Annotated in this window: 15 protein-coding genes; 13 read left to right on the top strand and 2 right to left on the bottom strand. The window is 67.2% G+C overall.

The genetic code is table 11. The features are described 5' to 3' along the window. Positions 1 to 129: 129 nt before the first annotated feature. The 12 genes from B7D75_RS22360 to B7D75_RS22305 all read left to right on the top strand — a co-directional run bounded on the left by B7D75_RS22360 (position 130) and on the right by B7D75_RS22305 (position 13668). Positions 130 to 1347: a M20 aminoacylase family protein gene (locus B7D75_RS22360; RefSeq protein WP_012077147.1), complete on the top strand. Its 1218-nt coding sequence runs from the start codon at positions 130 to 132 to the stop codon at positions 1345 to 1347. Between the two features lie 36 nt (positions 1348 to 1383). After that, positions 1384 to 2703, top strand: coding sequence for a citrate-proton symporter (locus B7D75_RS22355; RefSeq protein ID WP_034078329.1), 1320 nt, complete (start codon positions 1384 to 1386; stop codon positions 2701 to 2703). After that, positions 2704 to 4194 (top strand): amidase, encoded by a 1491-nt coding sequence (locus tag B7D75_RS22350; RefSeq protein ID WP_107114438.1) that lies wholly within the window; start codon positions 2704 to 2706, stop codon positions 4192 to 4194. It begins immediately after the preceding gene. Positions 4195 to 4285: 91 nt separating this feature from the next. Continuing rightward, entirely contained in the window at positions 4286 to 5056 is a 771-nt protein-coding gene (locus tag B7D75_RS22345) for an IclR family transcriptional regulator (RefSeq protein WP_034078327.1), read from the top strand. 64 nt (positions 5057 to 5120) lie between these two features. Further along, positions 5121 to 5693, top strand: coding sequence for a YceI family protein (locus tag B7D75_RS22340; RefSeq protein WP_003155453.1), 573 nt, complete (start codon positions 5121 to 5123; stop codon positions 5691 to 5693). 74 nt (positions 5694 to 5767) lie between these two features. Then, positions 5768 to 6847 carry a phospholipase D-like domain-containing protein gene (locus B7D75_RS22335; protein WP_079385041.1) on the top strand — a complete coding sequence of 360 codons (1080 nt, stop codon included), beginning with the start codon at positions 5768 to 5770 and terminating at the stop codon, positions 6845 to 6847. A gap of 100 nt (positions 6848 to 6947) precedes the next feature. Next, positions 6948 to 8228, top strand: a complete 1281-nt coding sequence (locus B7D75_RS22330; RefSeq protein WP_107114437.1) for an acyltransferase family protein — start codon at positions 6948 to 6950, stop codon at positions 8226 to 8228. Between the two features lie 85 nt (positions 8229 to 8313). Next, a complete protein-coding gene (locus B7D75_RS22325; protein WP_034078322.1) occupies positions 8314 to 8925 on the top strand; it encodes a DUF2846 domain-containing protein in 612 nt (203 codons plus the stop codon). Between the two features lie 271 nt (positions 8926 to 9196). Continuing rightward, on the top strand, positions 9197 to 9709 hold the full coding sequence (gene fae, locus B7D75_RS22320; protein ID WP_043102371.1) for a formaldehyde-activating enzyme: 513 nt from the start codon (positions 9197 to 9199) through the stop codon (positions 9707 to 9709). Positions 9710 to 9719: 10 nt separating this feature from the next. Next, entirely contained in the window at positions 9720 to 10754 is a 1035-nt protein-coding gene (locus B7D75_RS22315) for an aldo/keto reductase (protein ID WP_034078320.1), read from the top strand. After that, positions 10751 to 12190, top strand: a complete 1440-nt coding sequence (locus B7D75_RS22310; protein ID WP_034078319.1) for an NAD-dependent succinate-semialdehyde dehydrogenase — start codon at positions 10751 to 10753, stop codon at positions 12188 to 12190. Before B7D75_RS22315 ends, B7D75_RS22310 begins: the two co-directional genes overlap by 4 nt. A gap of 116 nt (positions 12191 to 12306) precedes the next feature. Then, positions 12307 to 13668, top strand: a complete 1362-nt coding sequence (locus tag B7D75_RS22305) for an MFS transporter (protein WP_034078348.1) — start codon at positions 12307 to 12309, stop codon at positions 13666 to 13668. A 349-nt stretch (positions 13669 to 14017) separates the two neighbouring features. Here the strand turns inward: B7D75_RS22305 and B7D75_RS22300 are convergent, their stop codons facing one another. Together B7D75_RS22300 and B7D75_RS22295 are read right to left on the bottom strand one after the other, a co-directional pair. After that, a complete protein-coding gene (locus B7D75_RS22300) occupies positions 14018 to 14317 on the bottom strand; it encodes a helix-turn-helix domain-containing protein (protein WP_107114436.1) in 300 nt (99 codons plus the stop codon). Between the two features lie 48 nt (positions 14318 to 14365). Continuing rightward, positions 14366 to 15241: a LysR substrate-binding domain-containing protein gene (locus B7D75_RS22295; RefSeq protein ID WP_058146817.1), complete on the bottom strand. Its 876-nt coding sequence runs from the start codon at positions 15239 to 15241 to the stop codon at positions 14366 to 14368. A 241-nt stretch (positions 15242 to 15482) separates the two neighbouring features. On the opposite strand from B7D75_RS22295, the gene B7D75_RS22290 reads away from it, so the two are divergent. Further along, positions 15483 to 16655, top strand: a complete 1173-nt coding sequence (locus B7D75_RS22290) for a porin family protein (protein ID WP_394419880.1) — start codon at positions 15483 to 15485, stop codon at positions 16653 to 16655. Positions 16656 to 16666 lie beyond the last annotated feature (11 nt).

Here is a 16666-nt window from a genome sequence, read left to right as displayed (position 1 = left end):
CCCAGTGGAACCGCCTTTCGTTGTCCTCCGCCGCGTGCCGCGCTTAGCTGTTGCCAAGCCCGGGCGGCCTTGCGTCCCGGGGCTCCCGCCAACAAGACCGGAGCGCTATCCGGCCAGAGGAGAGACGGCATGGCTCGACATCGACACATCGTGGCCTGGCTCGAGGAGGTCGGCGACGATCTGCGCAGCCTGCGCCAGGACATCCACGCCCATCCCGAACTGGGTTTCGAGGAGCGGCGCACCGCCGCGCTGGTCGCCGACCGCCTGCGCGAGTGGGGCTACGAGGTACACGAAGGGATCGGCCGCACCGGCGTGGTCGGGGTCCTGCGCCAGGGCGACAGTCCGCGCCGGATCGGGCTGCGGGCGGACATGGACGCGCTGCCCATCGTCGAGGCCACCGGGCTCGGCTACAGCAGTTGCCACGGCGGGCGGATGCATGCCTGCGGCCACGACGGGCACACCGCGATGCTGCTTGGCGCGGCGCGCTACCTGGCGGCGACCCGGCGTTTCGACGGCACCCTGGTGCTGATCTTCCAGCCCGCCGAGGAAGGCCAGGGCGGTGCCGAGGCGATGCTCGCCGATGGTCTGCTGGAGCGCTTCCCCTGCGACGCGCTGTTCGGCATGCACAACATGCCGGGGCTGGAGGCCGGCCACCTGGGCTTCCGCGCCGGGCCGATGATGGCGTCCCAGGATCTGCTGACGGTCACCGTCGAAGGCGTCGGCGGCCACGGCTCGATGCCGCACCTGAGCGTCGACCCGCTGCTCGCCGCGTCCGGCGTGGTGATGGCCTTGCAGAGCGTGGTGGCGCGCAACATCGACCCGCAGAAGGCCGCGGTGGTCACCGTCGGCGCGCTGCAGGCCGGCGAAGCGGCCAACGTGATTCCCCAGCGCGCCTTGCTGCGCCTGAGCCTGCGGGCGCTCGACGGGCAGGTGCGCGAGCAGGTCCTGCAACGGGTCCGCGCGATCATCGAGCAGCAGGCCGCCAGCTACGGCTGCCAGGCCAGCATCGAGCACTATCCGGCCTACCCGGTGCTGGTCAACAGCGCCGAGGAAACCGAGTTCGCCCGCCAGGTCGGGGTCGAGCTGCTCGGCGCGGACCAGGTCGACGGCGCTACGCCGAAGCTGATGGGCAGCGAGGATTTCGCCTGGATGCTGCAACGCTGCCCCGGCAGCTACCTGTTCATCGGTAATGGCGCCGGGGGACCGATGGTGCATAACCCGGGCTATGACTTCAACGACGACATCCTGGTCCTGGGCGCCGCCTACTGGGGCGCGCTCGCCGAGACCTGGCTGGACGCTTCCGCGGCCGCCGGCGTCGGCACCGCCGCCAGCCTCGGTGCGGCCTGAACCGCGCCGGCCTTTCCCGGTTACCAGGAGACTCCCATGCACGCTTGCCCGAGCGGTACCTCGCGTACCCGCCAGGTGGCGGCTGCCGTGATCGGCAACGCCCTGGAATGGTACGACTTCATCGTCTACGGCTTTCTCTCCAGCCTGATCGCCAGGCTGTTCTTTCCCTCCGGTGACGACTACACCTCGCTGCTGATGGCCCTGGCGACCTTCGGCGTCGGCTTCTTCATGCGCCCGGCCGGTGGCGTGCTGCTCGGCCTGTATGCCGATCGCAAGGGGCGAAAGGCGGCGATGCAACTGATCATCCTGCTGATGACCCTGTCCATCGCGCTGATCGCCCTCGCCCCGACCCACGCGGCCATCGGCCTGGGCGCGCCGCTGCTGATCGTCATCGCGCGGATGCTGCAGGGCTTCGCCACCGGTGGCGAGTTCGCCAGCGCCACGGCGTTCCTGGTGGAAAGCGCGCCGCCGCATCGGCGTGGCCTCTACGGTTCCTGGCAGTTGTTCGGGCAGTGCCTGGCGGTATTCACCGGTGCCGGCATGGGCGCGCTGGTCACCCATTGCCTGAGTGCGGCGGCGCTGGAAAGCTGGGGCTGGCGGCTGCCGTTCCTGGTCGGCCTGCTGATCGGCCCGGTGGGGTTCTGGATCCGCCGCTACATGAGCGAGACCGAAGCCTTCCTCGAGGCCCGCCAGGCGCCCGGCGAGCGCCTGGGCCTGCTCGGCGTGCTGCGCCGGCACCGGCGCGGCGTGCTGGTGAGCATGGGCCTGACGGTGATCGGCACGGTGTCTTTCTACGTGGTGCTGGTGAACATGCCGACCTTTGCCCACAAGCAGCTGGGCCTGGCGCTGGACCAGGTATTCATGGTGCAGATGGCGGCGGTGGCGCTGATGACCCTGGTGATCCCGCTGGCCGGCGGATTGTCCGACCGGGTCGGCCGGCGGCCGGTGCTGCTGGTCTCGACCCTGGCCTTCATGCTGATGGTCTACCCGTTGTTCGCCTGGGTCGCCGCCGCGCCCAGCCTGGAGCGCCTGCTGCTGATGCAACTGCTGTTGTGCACGGCGATCGGCGGTTTCTACGGCCCGGCGCCGACCGCGGTGGCCGAGCAGTTCCCGGTGCGGGTCCGCTCCACCGGCCTGGCGGTGGGGTATAACCTGGCGGTGATGCTGTTCGGCGGCTTCGCCCCGTTCATCGTCACCTGGCTGAGCGAGGTCGGTGGCTCGCCGGTGGCGCCGGCGTTCTACGTGCTCGGCGCGGCCTTCCTCGGTCTGCTCGCCACCCTGTACCTGCGGGAGGGCGCCACGCCCGCTCCGCGCGCCCCCCAACCGGTCCTGGGCAAGCCGGCAAGGAGTCTGTGAATGAGCGCCACCGGCGATCGACGCGACAACCACGAGGAGATCGTCGCGCTGGACGCGTTGCCGTTGTCCGCGGCGATCCGCCGACGCGAGCTGTCCTGTCGCGAGGTCATGCGGGCCTACCTGGCGCAGATCGAGCGGTTCAACCCGCGGGTCAACGCCATCGTCTCGTTGCGACCGGAAAGCCTGCTGCTGGCCCAGGCCGACGAGCGCGACCGGCAACTGGCGCGCGGCGAATGGCTTGGCTGGATGCACGGCATGCCTCAGGCAGTCAAGGACCTCGCCGCCACCGCCGGCATCCCCACCACCCTGGGCTCGCCGCTGTTCGCCGGACAGGTGCCGGCGCACGACGCGATCATCGTCGAACGCGCCAGGCGCAGCGGGGCGATCGTCATCGGCAAGACCAACGTGCCGGAGTTCGGCCTCGGTTCGCAGACCTACAACCGTGTCTTCGGTACCACCCGCAACGCCTACGATCCGTCGCGGACCGCCGGCGGCAGCAGCGGCGGGGCAGCGGTGGCGCTGGCGCTGCGCATGTTGCCGGTGGCCGACGGCAGCGACATGATGGGCTCGCTGCGCAATCCGGCGGCCTACAACAACATCTACGGCTTCCGGCCGTCCCTGGGCCGGGTGCCGCACGGACCGCAGCCGGAGCTGTTCATCCAGCAACTGGCCACCGAAGGTCCGATGGGCCGCAGCGTCGCCGATGTCGCCCGGCTGTTGGCCACCCAGGCCGGCTACGACCCGCGCTGCCCGTTGTCGCTGCGTGACGATCCGCGCGTTTTCGCCGGCGACCTGGAGCGCGATTTCCACGGCGCCCGGCTCGGCTGGCTCGGCGACTACGCCGGCTACCTGCCGATGGAGGAGGGCGTGCTGGCGCTCTGCGACGCCGCGCTGGGCGATTTCGCCGAACTGGGTTGCGAGGTCGAGGCGTGCCTGCCGGACTATTCGCTGGAACGTCTGTGGCGCAGCTGGCTGGTCCATCGCCAGTGGCTGGTGCAGGGCAGCCTCGGCGAGCTCTACGTCGACCCCGCGCATCGCGCCCGGCTCAAGCCGGAGGCGCAGTGGGAGGTGGAGTCCGGGCTCGGCTTGACGGCTGCCGAGGTGTATCGCGCGGCGCTGGATCGCAGCGACTGGTACCGCGCCCTGGCGCGCCTGTTCGAACGTTACGATTTCCTCTTGCTGCCCACCGCCCAGGTGTTTCCTTTCGATGCAGAGATACCCTGGCCGCGGCAGGTCGGCGGGCGGCCGATGGACACCTATCATCGCTGGATGGAGGTAGTGATCGGTGCGACCCTGGCCGGCCTGCCGGCGATCAGCGTACCGATCGGTTTCGGTGCGGCGGGCTTGCCGATGGGTCTGCAGATCATCGGCCCGGCGCAGGCCGACCTGGCGGTGCTGCAACTGGCCCGGGCCCACGAGAAACTGACCGGCTGGGTCGGCCGGCGCCCGCCGGCGATGCTGGAGGTGGCGGGAGCGGCCTGGCTTCGGTAGGCACGCTGGCTGTGCTTGCAGACTTCTCCTACAAGGCCTGGGCTTGCATATTGCTTTGCCATCACGGTCTGTCGACGGTGGAGGTGTCGTCATGCCGGAAAAAGAAGAAGCGGGAACCGTCCGTTCGGTGGAGCGGGCGCTGGCGCTCCTCGACCTGCTTGGCCAGCACCGCGCGCTGGGCCTGGAGGAACTGCACTATCTGAGCGGGCTGCCCAAGGCCACGGTGTCGCGGCTGTTGCATACCCTGCTGGAACAGGGCTGGCTGTACCGCGCGTTGACCGACCGGCGCTACCGCCTGCGTTCCAACCGCCTGTACGGCGACGCCGCCGAGCGTTTCCGCTGCCAGGTGGTGGAGCGTTCCGCGCCGCTGCTGGTGGAACTGAGCGAGCGTACCGGGCTGGTCGCCGACCTGTCGATCCTCGACGGCGACCACTTGCTGGTGGCGGAAAGCTCGGTGCCGGGTGTCCTGCGTAAACGCTACCCGGCCAACCGGCTGGTGGTTGGCCAGCATGCCAGCCTGTTCCACTCGGCGATGGGCAAGGCTTGCCTGGGCGAACTGGAAGACAGCGAGGTACGCCGCCTGGCGCGCCAGCACCAGGTGGACGAGGACCTCTGGCTGCGCACCCGCGAACAGGCCCATGGCCAGGGTTACGGCGAACGCACCGAGGGGCACTGGGAATACCCGGTGCGCCTGCCGTTCCTGATCCGCGCGGTGGCCCTGCCGGTGCGCGTCCAGGGCCGCCTGCTGGGCAGCGTGGCGCTGCACTGGCCGTGCGACCAGGATTGCGTCGAGCGGGTTCGCCGGCGGCACCTGGGAACCCTGGCCGAGACCATCAGTCAGTTGCAGCACGCGCTGGACTGAGGCGGGGGTTTGCCTGCTCCCCGGCGCCCGGTTTAAGGTGGCGCCGGACGCATAGGGAGCCCGCATGCACAAGTTGATCTGCCTCGGCCTGGCCCTGCTGGCCTTGCCGGTCCAGGCCGCCTGGTACCTGGACTACGAGTCGTCGCGACTCAGCTTCATCTCCACCAAGAACGCCACCCTTTCCGAAGTCGGCCGCTTCCTGGTCATGCATGGCAAGGTCGATGACAAGGGCCAGGCGCGCCTGCGTGTCGAACTGGACTCGGTGAGCAGCGGGATCCCGCTGCGCGACGAGCGCATCCGCGAGCATCTGTTCGAGACCAAGCGCTTCGCCGAAGCGGAGATCACTGCGCAGCTCGACCTGGGTCCGATCGTCGACCTGGCCAGCGGCGTGCAGCTGGAGATGAGCCAGCCGCTGACCGTGAGCCTGCACGGCAGGCAGAAGCGCTACTCCAGCGACCTGCTGGTGACCCGCCTGGACGAGCATCGCTTCCAGGTGGTCACCCTGTCGCCGCTGGTGCTGGAAGCCGCCGACTTCGACCTTGCCCCGGGTATCGAGACCCTGCGCAAGCTGGCCGGCGCCAGCAGCATCGGGCTCACGGTGCCGGTCGGCGCCGTGCTGATCTTCACGTCGCGGTGAGCGGTCCGGTCTTCCCCTGGCGCAGCGACAACCGCTTCGCCCTGCTCAACGATGGCGCGCGCTTCTTTCCGCGCATGCTTCTGGCCATCGAGGCGGCGCAGCGGAGCATCGAGCTGGAGTTGTATCTGGTGGAGGACGGGCATTGCGCCGAACTGTTTCTTCTGGCCCTGCTCGATGCCCGCCGCCGGGGCGTCGCCGTGCGTTGCCTGTTCGACGGCTTCGGCTGCCTAGGCCTGGGCAGCGCCTGGGGCCAGCGCCTGCGCGAGGCCGGTGGCGAGCTGCGGCTGTACAACCCGCTGCGCTGGAAGCTGACCGGCGGCAATCTCTACCGCGACCATCGCAAGCTGCTGCTGGTGGACGGGCGCATCGGCTATGTCGGCGGCGCCGGGATCACCGACGAATTCTGGGATCCGGTCAGTGACGTCAGCGCCTGGCGCGAAGTGATGGTGGAGATGGACGGCCCGGTGGTGGCGGACTGGGCCGCGCTGTTCGAGCGGCAATGGCAGGCCTGCCTGGAGGACAAGGCCTGGAAGCCCCGCGAAGGCATGACGCTCACCCGCCTGCCGCCGCAACCGGGGGCGGAGCAGGGGCTGGGCCGGGTGGCCTACGCCGATGCTCGCCAGCATCGCGACATCCTGCAGTCGCTGGTCCGCGCGCTGAACGGTTCGCGGCGGCGCATCTGGCTGGCGACACCGTACTTCCTGCCGACCTGGAAGGTCCGCCGGGCCCTGCGCAAGGCCGCCCAGCGTGGCGTGGAAGTGCGCCTGCTGCTCGCCGGGCGGCTCACCGACCACGCCCCTGTACGCTATGCCGGACAACGTTACTACCCGCGCCTGCTGCGCGCCGGCGTGCAGATCCATGAATACCGGCCGCGCTTCCTGCACCTGAAGATGGTCATGGTCGACGACTGGGTCAGCGTCGGCTCCTGCAACTTCGACCATTGGAATCTACGCTTCAACCTCGACGCCAATCTCGAGGCCCTCGACCCGGACTTCACCAACCAGGCGGCGGCGAGCCTGCTGGCGGACTTCGCCGACAGCCGCGAGGTGACCCTGGCGATGTGGCGCGCGCGGCCGCTGTGGATGCGTCTGCACCAGCGCTTGTGGGGGTGGCTGGACCGGGTGGTGGTGAATTTCCTCGACCGTCGTCGCTAGGGTGCCGGCCGTTCGTACCCGCTGGCCGTCCCGGTGAAACTTGCCGGGGAGCCTGCGGGTCTACCCCGCACCGCCCATTACAATGACAAAGGAGAGATGCGTGGCAACGCCCGACTCCAAGGAACGTTTCATCGGACTGGAATGGTTGCGCTTCCTGCTCGGCCTGTACGTGGTGGTGTACCACACCCTGCATACCTATCCGAAAGAGCAGAAGTTTCCCGGCCTCGATGAGCTGACCAGCCTGGGCTTCTTCGCCACCAGCACCTTCTTCGCGCTCTCCGGCTTCCTCCTGGCCCACGTCTACGCGCGCAGCGGCCGGTTGCGCGAAAGCCCCCGCAGCTTCTGGACCAAGCGCCTGTCCAACCTATACCCGCTGCACCTGTTTTCCCTGCTGCTGTCGATCCTGGTGCTGCTGGCGCTGAGCCATCTCGGGGTTGGCCCCGAGCTGGACAAGGCCACTCCGCGCTTCGTCATCTACGACACCAACGAAGTGCTCGGTCGCACCCACCCGGAGCTTTTCCTGCACTGGATGAGCAACACCGAACTGTTCGTCAACAGCATCCTGCAGATCCTCCTGCTGCAGGCCTGGAATCCTTACTACCTGACCTTCAACGCGCCTTTGTGGTCGTTGTCGACGCTGATGTTCTTCTACCTGGCGTTTCCGTTCGTCGCCCCGCGGCTGATGCGCAGCCGGCACAAGTGGAAGGTGCTGGCGCTGGTCTGGCTGGTCTATCTGGTTCCGCCGGTGCTGGTAGTGGCCAGCGAGAGCTACGGGATTCCCTGGACCGGCCTGCTGCACCGCAATCCGCTGCTGCGCCTGCCGGAATTCCTCGGCGGCATCCTCGCCTACGGGCTGTTCCGCGGCTACCGCGACCGTGGCCTGGCGCCAGGGCGCGGTCTTCTCGCCGGGTTGGTGGCGCTGGTAGTGGCAGCCTTCCTGGTGGCCGACTATCTGTTCACCCAGGGTGCCAAGCATTGGTACTTCCTGCTGCACAACGGCCTGCTGCTGCCGGCACAGTTGCTGCTGGTGTGCCTCTGCGCGCTGCCCGCCGACCCGAAGAGCGCCTTCGTCCGCCACTGGTCGCCGCGCCTGGGCGCCGCCTCGCTGTCGCTGTTCGCCCTGCATGTGCCGATGTTCACCCTGTTCTCCCGGGGAGAGCGCCTTATCGCCGTGCCCGGGCGTTGTCTCGACGACTGGCGCGCCTGTACCGAGGCGGCGGCTGCGCTGCCCTCGTCGCTGCTCTACTACCCGCTGTTCCTGGTGCTGCTGGTGGCGTTCTGCGTGCTGTTCCAGGAGCGCGGTGTGGTGCCGGTGCGCAAGTGGCTGGTGCGCCGCTTGATGCCGGCCCCGCCGCTGGCCAAGGTGCCGCGCCCGGCCTGAGGCCGGCGAACCGGACTTTCGACGGGTGGCAGCCATGACCGGGCTGGTTATTCTTGGCGAATAACCATAAGAAGAGGGATGGAGCATGCTGCGCAGCCTGTCGCTGGCCCTGTCGATCGTCGCGAGCCTGGTTGGCTGCAGCACGCCCGGCGCGTTCTTCGGTGCGCTGGACGGTCCCGTCTTCGCCACCCATCCTGCCGCCGACGCCAGTCACGCCACGGTCTACCTCTACCGCCCGCAGAGCCAGTGGGCGGACGAGGAACTCGAGGCGCCGGGCATCTTCCTCAACAACGAGCTGATCGGCAGCCTGCCGAGCAACGGCTACCTGGCCTTCGAGTTCGAGACCGGCAGCTACAAGCTGGAGATGCGCCGTCCGCTGGCAGGCAGCTTCTGGACCCTGTTCGCCGACGGGCCGATGGATTTCACCCGCATCGCCAGCTTCGTGCTCGACGCCAGGGCCGGCGCGGTCTATTACCTGCGCTACGATGAACTCGCCCCGCCGCCGAAGAGCGAGCATCCGGCGGGCGAGGGCGACGGCCCGCTGCAACTGGTGGGCGGCGACCTCGGCAGCGCCGAGATCGCTGCCACCCACCAGGTTCAGGAACCTATGCAGTTCGCCGCCAGCGGCTACCAGAAGCGCATCCAGCGTTCGTTCTGGGAAGGCGTCGGGCGGACACTGGACAAGATAGGTATCTGAGTACCGATGCTATGAGCTGAGTTCATAGCTCCTTGAGTTTTTATGCTTACCGGTCCGTCAGGCGCCGGTGCTAAAAATCGCGCAACGGCTCCCGACAATAACAACGAGCGATTGCGCCATGACTCTACTTTTCCCGCTGCTTTCCCGCCCCCGCTCGTCCTTCGTTCCGTCCCGTCGCGAACCTCTCACTGAACCCCGCTGCCAGCAGCCTTGCGCACGGATCCTTGTGTTCCGCGCTCCCGTTCGTCCCGACTATCCCACGAGGTATCCCATGAAACAGCTCGCTCTCTACATCGGTGAAGGCTTCGAAGGCCCCGGTGTCAACGCCGCGCACATCAACATCCTCCTCGGCCCACGCAACGGCCCGGCCGGCCAGGCCTTCGCCTGCAGCCTGGCGTCGCCCAGCCAGGGCCACTGCCCGTTCATGGTGGTCGCCCAGCCGAACATCCCGGTCAAGCCGATGACCCTGTACGTGAACAAGGCCGGGATCAACGGCGATCTACACGCGAACGCCACCTGGGGCGCGTCCCAGGCCGGCATCGCCAGGGCCGTCACCGAGGCTCTGCTGGACGGCACCCTGCCGGCCGAGGCCGAGGACGAGTGGGCGATCATCACTGCCAACTGGGTAAACCCGGCCTGCGACGACCTCGATGCCGTCTACCTGAACAACTACAACGCCTGCCGCACCGCCATCCGCGCGGCTCTGAGCTGCAAGCCCGGACGCGCACAGCTGGCCGACGTGGCAGGGCAGATTGCCAATCCCTTCTACACCCCCAACGCCTGAGGTCGTCGCCATGCAATACATCCGTCTCGGCAATTCCGGGCTAAAGGTCTCCAAGCTGTGCCTGGGCACGATGAACATGGGCACTCCGGACTGGAAACCCTGGATCTTCGACGAGCAGCGCAGCGAGCCGATCGTGAAACACGCGCTGGATGCCGGGGTGAACTTCATCGACCTGGCCGACTTCTACTCCGCCGGCGTCGGCGAGGAAGTGCTCGGGCGCATCCTCAACCGCCTGGTGCGTCGCGAGGACATAGTAGTGACCACCAAGGTCGGTTACGGCACCCGCCCTGGCATTAACGCCAGCGGCCATTCGCGCAAGCACATCATGGATAGCATCGATGCCTCCCTGACTCGCCTGGGCATGGACTACGTGGACCTCTACATGCTGCATTTCTATGACCTGAACTCTCCGGTCGAAGAGGTGATGGCCACGCTCAACGACATCGTGAAGGCCGGCAAGGCGCGTTACATCGGCGTGTCCACCATGCTCACCGGCCAACTGGCGAAGATCCTCATGGCCTGCGAACGCAACGGCTGGGTCAAGCCGATCAACATGCAACTGCAGCTCAACTGTGCTTATCGCGAGGAAGAGCGCGAGATGATCCCATTCTGTCGTGACCAAGGCCTGGGCGTCTCGGTGTTCAGCCCGCTGGCCCGCGGTCTGCTGACCGGCGACGTGCAGTCCACACGCAACCAGACCGATTTCTTCACCCAGCAGATGTACGCCGACGAAGCTTCCTTGGAGATCGCCCGTTCGGTGCAGCGAGTGGCCCGGCGTCGTGGCGTATCCAATGCGCAGATAGCCCAGGCCTGGGTGCTGAACCACCCCGGCGTGGACTGCATGCTGGTCGGCGCCGACAGCAACGCGCAGTTCGACAGCGCCCTGGCCGCGCTGGAGACGCGTCTGGACGAGGAGGAGTTGTACGAGCTGGAGCGTAACTATACCCCCTGCGATGTCATCAACGACTACACCGCCGGCAAGCGCATCCTGCGCGTGGCACGACCGATGCGCGAAGCTTTCGCCCTCACGGAGGCAGTGGCATGAGCGCGCTGCTGAGAGCCGGGCACTATATCGACGGCCAGTGGCATGACGGTGGCCCGACCTACCCGGTGCGCAACCCGGCCACCGGCGAACTCATCGCCGAAGTGCCGCGCGGCGGCGCCGAGCAAACCAACGCCGCCATTGCCGCCGCCGAGCGCTCCCTGCCGGCGTGGCGCGGGCTGCTCGCCAAGGAGCGCGGGGCACGCTTGCGCCGCTGGGCCGAGCTGATGCTGGCCAATCAGGACGAGCTGGCGCGCCTGCTCAGCCGCGAGCAGGGCAAGCCGCTGGCCGAGGCGAAAGGCGAGGTGGCCTACGCGGCGAGTTTCCTCGAATGGTTCGCCGAGGAAGCCAAGCGCGTGTACGGCGACGTTATCCCTTCGCACAAGTCCGACGCGCGCATCGTGGTCACCAAACAGCCGATCGGCGTGGTGGCCGCCATCACGCCCTGGAACTTTCCCCTGGCGATGGTCACTCGCAAGGTCGGCCCGGCGCTAGCGGCGGGGTGCACGCTGATCCTTAAACCTTCGGAAGAAACGCCGCTCTCGGCCTTCGCCCTAGCCGTGCTGGCCGAGCAGGCGGGAGTCCCCGCCGGGGTGTTCAACATCGTCTCCGGCGATGCCCCGGCCATCGGCGGAGCGCTGCAGGCATCCGGCGTGGTGCGCAAGCTGTCGTTCACCGGCTCGACCCGCACCGGCAAGCTGCTGATGCGCCAGGCCGCCGAGACGCTGAAGAAGGTCTCTCTGGAGCTGGGCGGCAACGCGCCCTTCATAGTCTTCGCCGACGCAGACCTGGACGCTGCGGTGCGCGGCGCCATGGCCTCGAAGTTCCGCAACACCGGGCAGACATGCGTGTGCGTCAACCGCTTCTACGTGCAGGATGAGGTGTACGAGGCCTTCACCGCCAAGCTGACCGCGGCGGTGCTTGCGCTGCGCGTGGGTAGCGCCCTGGAGGGTGAGACCGAGCAGGGCCCGCTGATCAACGAGGCGGCTCTGGGTAAGGTGGAGCAACATGTCGGCGATGCCCTGGAGAAAGGCGCCCGGCTGCTCTGCGGCGGCCGCCGCCACGCCCTCGGTGGAACCTTCTATGAGCCCACGGTGCTGGCCGAGGTGAGCGCCGACATGCTGATCGCCGGTGAGGAGACCTTCGGTCCGGTGGCCGCCTGCTTCCGCTTCCGCGACGAGGCCGAAGCGCTGTGCCTGGCCAACTCCACGCCCTACGGCCTTTCCGCTTATCTCTACAGCCGCGACATCGGTCGAGTATGGCGGGTGGCCGAGAGCCTGGAGGTCGGCATGGTCGGCATCAACGAAGGGATCATTTCCACCGAGGTAGCGCCCTTCGGCGGTATCAAGGAGTCCGGCCTGGGCCGCGAGGGCTCGAAGTACGGCCTCGACGAATACCTGGAGATCAAGTACCTGCTGTTCGGCGGCCTGGCCGACTGACGCGGCCGCGCGCGCAACAGCGGCCATGCGGCTATGGAGTTCCAACCACCGCCGTGCCCGAACGGCGCGGCGGCCTGTACCCCGCTCAGACCAACAAGAACAAATCGGAGATGATCATGTCGGGTAACACAGTCAAAATCGATGATCTGCCCATTGGCGGATTCCATATCAGGATTGCCGGCCTCACCTTCGGCGCCCACTTCACCGACGGCTACATCCTCGGACTGATCGGCATCGCTTTCACCCTGATCACCCCGCAATTGGATCTCGACCCTTTCTGGCAGGGGCTGATCGGCAGCTCGGCACTGCTCGGACTGTTCTTCGGCAGCCTGTTCTTCGGCTGGATTTCCGACCACCTGGGGCGGCAGAAGATCTTCCTCATCAGCTTCGTGCTGATCACTCTGGCCTCGCTACTGCAGTTCTTCGCCGAGACCGCGCTGCAACTGTTCCTCTGCCGGGTGCTGATCGGCATCGGCCTGGGTGGCGACTTCAGCGTCGGCCACGCGATGCTCGCCGAGTTTTCGCCGAAAAAGCACCGCGGCGTGCTGCTGGGCTCCTTCAGCGTGATCTGGACCTTCGGCTACGTCGCCGCCACTTTCGTCGGTACCGCCATGCTCGGCCTGGGTGACGACGCCTGGCGCTGGATGCTGGCGTCCTCGGCGATCCCCGCCGCGCTGATCCTGATCGCCCGCATCGGCACCCCCGAGTCGCCACGCTGGTTGGTGCACAAGGGCCGCGTGGAAGAAGCCCGGGCCATCGTGCGCAAGCATCTGGGCGGGCACGTGGTGCTCGACGACGAGATCGCGACGCCCGCGCACAGCGGCTACAAGGCGCTGTTCAGCACGCAGTATCGCACGCGCACCGCGTTCAACTGCCTGTTCTTCATCTGTCTCGTCATGCCGTATTTCGCTATCTATACCTTCCTGCCGGCGATCCTCCAGAAGATGGGGCTGGCAGAGGGCTTCGGCACCGAGATGCTGCTCAACGCACTGCTGGTGGTGGGTGCTCTGCTGGGTATCTGGTGCACGCTGAAGTTCACCCGCCGTGGCTTCCTCATCGGCTCCTTCCTGATCCTTTCCGTCGCGCTCTTCCTGCTGGTGCTGCTGCCCGGCAGCCTGGCCTGGCTGATGGTGGTGACCTTCGGCCTGTTCACCCTGGTGCTGTCGGCGGTGAGCAACCTGGTTGGCGTCTACCCGGCGGAAAGCTTCCCCACCGAGGTGCGTGCCGGTGGCATCGGCCTGGCTACCGCTACCAGCCGCCTGGGCTCGGCGCTGAGTACCTTCCTGCTGCCGGTGAGCGTGGCTGGCATTGGCCTCAACCCGACCATGGCGATCCTCGCCGGCATCCTCCTGTTCGGTGCGCTGATCTCTCTGGCCTGGGCGCCGGAGACCAAGTACCTGACGCTGACCGATGCCGGACGTGGCGATGGCGGAGCGGAAGAAGCACGGCCGGCGGCGAAGATGGCAGCAGCGCTATAACCGATGCTGTCAGGGCGGCTGTCGGTAGAGCTTCCCTGTACGGAGCGAGATGCAAAATGGCTGTCCTGTCGGGGCGGGACGATTCGTAGGGGACCGGCAGTGCAAGCGCTATATGCCTTTGTGCAATGACTGACCACCACACGAGATGCCTCATGACTGCAAAGGCGAAGACACAGAAAGAAAGGAAGGCCATACCAGGCATTGCCTGGCGCTGGGGTTGATGGCAGCGATGAACTGTTCGTCCTCCCCGGGTTGGAGGTGTGGCGATCGATGGCCTCGGCGTCGGGGAAGGCTTCCTGAAGCTCAGGGAACAGCGGTCCGGCGGAGCTTTCCCGGGAGATGATCGAGATCACTGTCGGCACGCCGAAACCCTTGGCGGCGTTGGCCAGGATTGCGGCCCGGTGCTAGCGCCTGGCAGGGCGAACGAGGCGGAGTGCGGTTCGCGGCCCTCGATGAAGTCGGGCTGGCGGCGGTAGTGGCACTCGAAGAGGGCCACACCGAGGCCCAGCTCCAGGGCTGCCAGGCGCCGGGAGACGGTCGAGTGGTTCAGCCCCAGCGTAGCTGCGGAGGCGACCAGGCTGCCGCCTTCGCCGATCGCCGTGACGATGCGCAGATCGCCCCAGGAAAGCTTGTCCAGGTGACCGCTCACGGGATTCCTCGGAGAGGTCGATGCTGGACAGAAGGTGGCAAAGCCGCCTCATGGAGTGCTCATCAACCCCAGCCAGTCCTGGAAGCGCTGCACCTTGGACAGGCCGTGCCTGTCAGTGGGGACGTCCAGCCAGTAACCGTAGGGGCCGAGCACTTCCACCGGGGTGATCGGCAGCAGGCTGCCGGCAGCCAGCTCGCGCTCGATCATCTGCCGGTCGATCACCGCAAGGCCACCGCCAGCCAGGGCGGTGTGGATGACTTGGTCGAGTGTGCTGAACTCGATGCCGCTGCTGGCGTCGACGTCGTTGCGGCCGACGGCCTCCAGCCAGTTCTCCCAGACCTTCAGGCGCTTGCCCTGGTGGAGGATATGCAGCAACGGGTGCGCATCCAGCTCCGGTGGGCCCTGCCCATCGAAGAGCTCCGGGCTGGCCACGGCGAGGTGCCGTTCCATCATCAATAACTGGCTGTGGCATTGGGCGGCAGCCTCCAGGCCGAAGCGGATGCAGCAGTCCAGCTCGCCGGGGTTGTCGTGGTCCTGTGCGTTGGTCACGCTTAGGCTGATGTCCGGGTAGCGCTGCAGGAAGCTGCGCAGGCGCGGCGACAGCCAGCGCGTGCCCCAGGTGGGCGGGGCGAGGATGCGCAGACGCTGGCGCAGGTTGGGCACGCGAACCGCTTGCAGGACGCCTTCGATCTGGTCGAGAGCGTTGCCCAGATGCGACGCCAGGGCGCTGCCGGTCTCGGTGAGGGTCAGGCCGCGGGGTGTTCGTACGAAAAGGCTGACGCCCAGATAGCCCTCCAGTTGCTTGATCTGCCGGCTGACTGCGCCCTGGGTGACGTTGAGCGCCTCGGCGGCGCGGTTGAAGCTGCGGTGGCGGGTGACTTCCTCGAAGACCCGGAGCATGTTCAACGGCGGCAGGCTGCGCATGGGGCGGCTTCCGAATGGGGCGCGGCGTGGGGCGCGCGGGCTTGTCGTTATGAGTCGATTCTAGCGCCGCCGCGTGTCCTGCAAACATGCGTTTTTCTCGGGTTACGCCGGCGTTTTAGTCGTTTGTGCGCGCCTTGCGCCAGGGACTAGTTTCGGCCGCGCACAAGGTGCGGAGGAGTATCCGCGCCGGGTGCGCAGAATAACGACAAGAACTTCGCCGAGGCTTTCCACTGTGGCCAGAATTCCCCTGCCGCGCTCCTATGCGCACCTGCTGTTTCCCGTCCTGCTGACTTGCAGCGCCGCCGCCCTGGCAGTGCCGGTGACGGACGAACTCGATGTCGGCGGCGCCATTCGCGCGCGTTTCGACCATGACCCGGACCGCGACATCGACAAGGCTGGCTTCGACACCCTGATGCTGCGCGCCACCTACACCTCCGACAGCTGGATAGGCGCGGCGCGCTACCGCTTCTACGGCAAGCAGTACCCCTACCAGTACACCGACCACATCGGCGATATCGCCTTCGCCGAATACGCCTGGATCGGCTATCGCTTCGATGCGGACCGGCAGATACAGGTCGGTCTCAACCCGATTCCCTTCGGCCTGCAGCCGTTCTTCGGCAGCACCTTCTACGAGACCCTCGGCAACGTGGTGGGTCTGGAAGACGTGGCCGCTGTGGGCGCCAAGTACATCCAGCAGCAGGGCGACTGGAACCTGCAGGCGGGCCTGTACGGCCGACCGGCCTGGCCGGGGCGCGGCACCAGCAACGGCAGCACCTACTCGACGGTGGTGACTTCCGCCGACGACTACGTACCCGGGGGTACCCGCAACCAGGAGCGGCAGATCGTGGCGGCCCGCCTGGCGCGTTCGCTGCCGCTGGGCGGGTGGAAGTCCGAGGTCGGGGTTTCCGCACTGACCTCGCGCCTGGAGAACAAGGACACCCACGATACCGGCCGGCGCAACGCCTATGCCCTGCATTACCTGGGGCAGAATGGTCCCTGGGGCGTGCAACTCCTGGCCGGGCGCCAGCAGATGTCGCCACGCAACCCGGGCAGCGACGAGGTGATCAGCTTCGGTGGCTACGACGGCACCTTCAACGTCGCCAGCCGCGGCAACCTCTACGTCGGCGACCTCAGCTACAGCATCCCCGGCACCTTCGTGGATGGCTGGGTGAGCGGGGTAAGGATCTATGGCAACTACAGCCGCTTCGACAAGTCGGCCAGCGGCTTCGACGCCTCCGAGCGCTTCATTCTCGGCACCTCCTTCTCGGTGCGGTCGTTCTACATCGCGCTGGAATGGCTCAATGGCCGCAACGACCCCTATATCGGCGGTAGCAACTATACCCAGAGCCTGGCCCAAGGCGGCACCGACCACTGGGAGAACCAGCTCTACGCCAACATCGGCTACTACTTCTGAGCCCGTCGCGA

The organism is Pseudomonas paraeruginosa (genome assembly GCF_003025345.2).
In the GTDB taxonomy this organism is placed as follows: domain Bacteria; phylum Pseudomonadota; class Gammaproteobacteria; order Pseudomonadales; family Pseudomonadaceae; genus Pseudomonas; species Pseudomonas paraeruginosa.
Note: the sequence above shows the minus strand (reverse complement) of the source record. Positions and strands in the feature narration are given on the sequence as shown.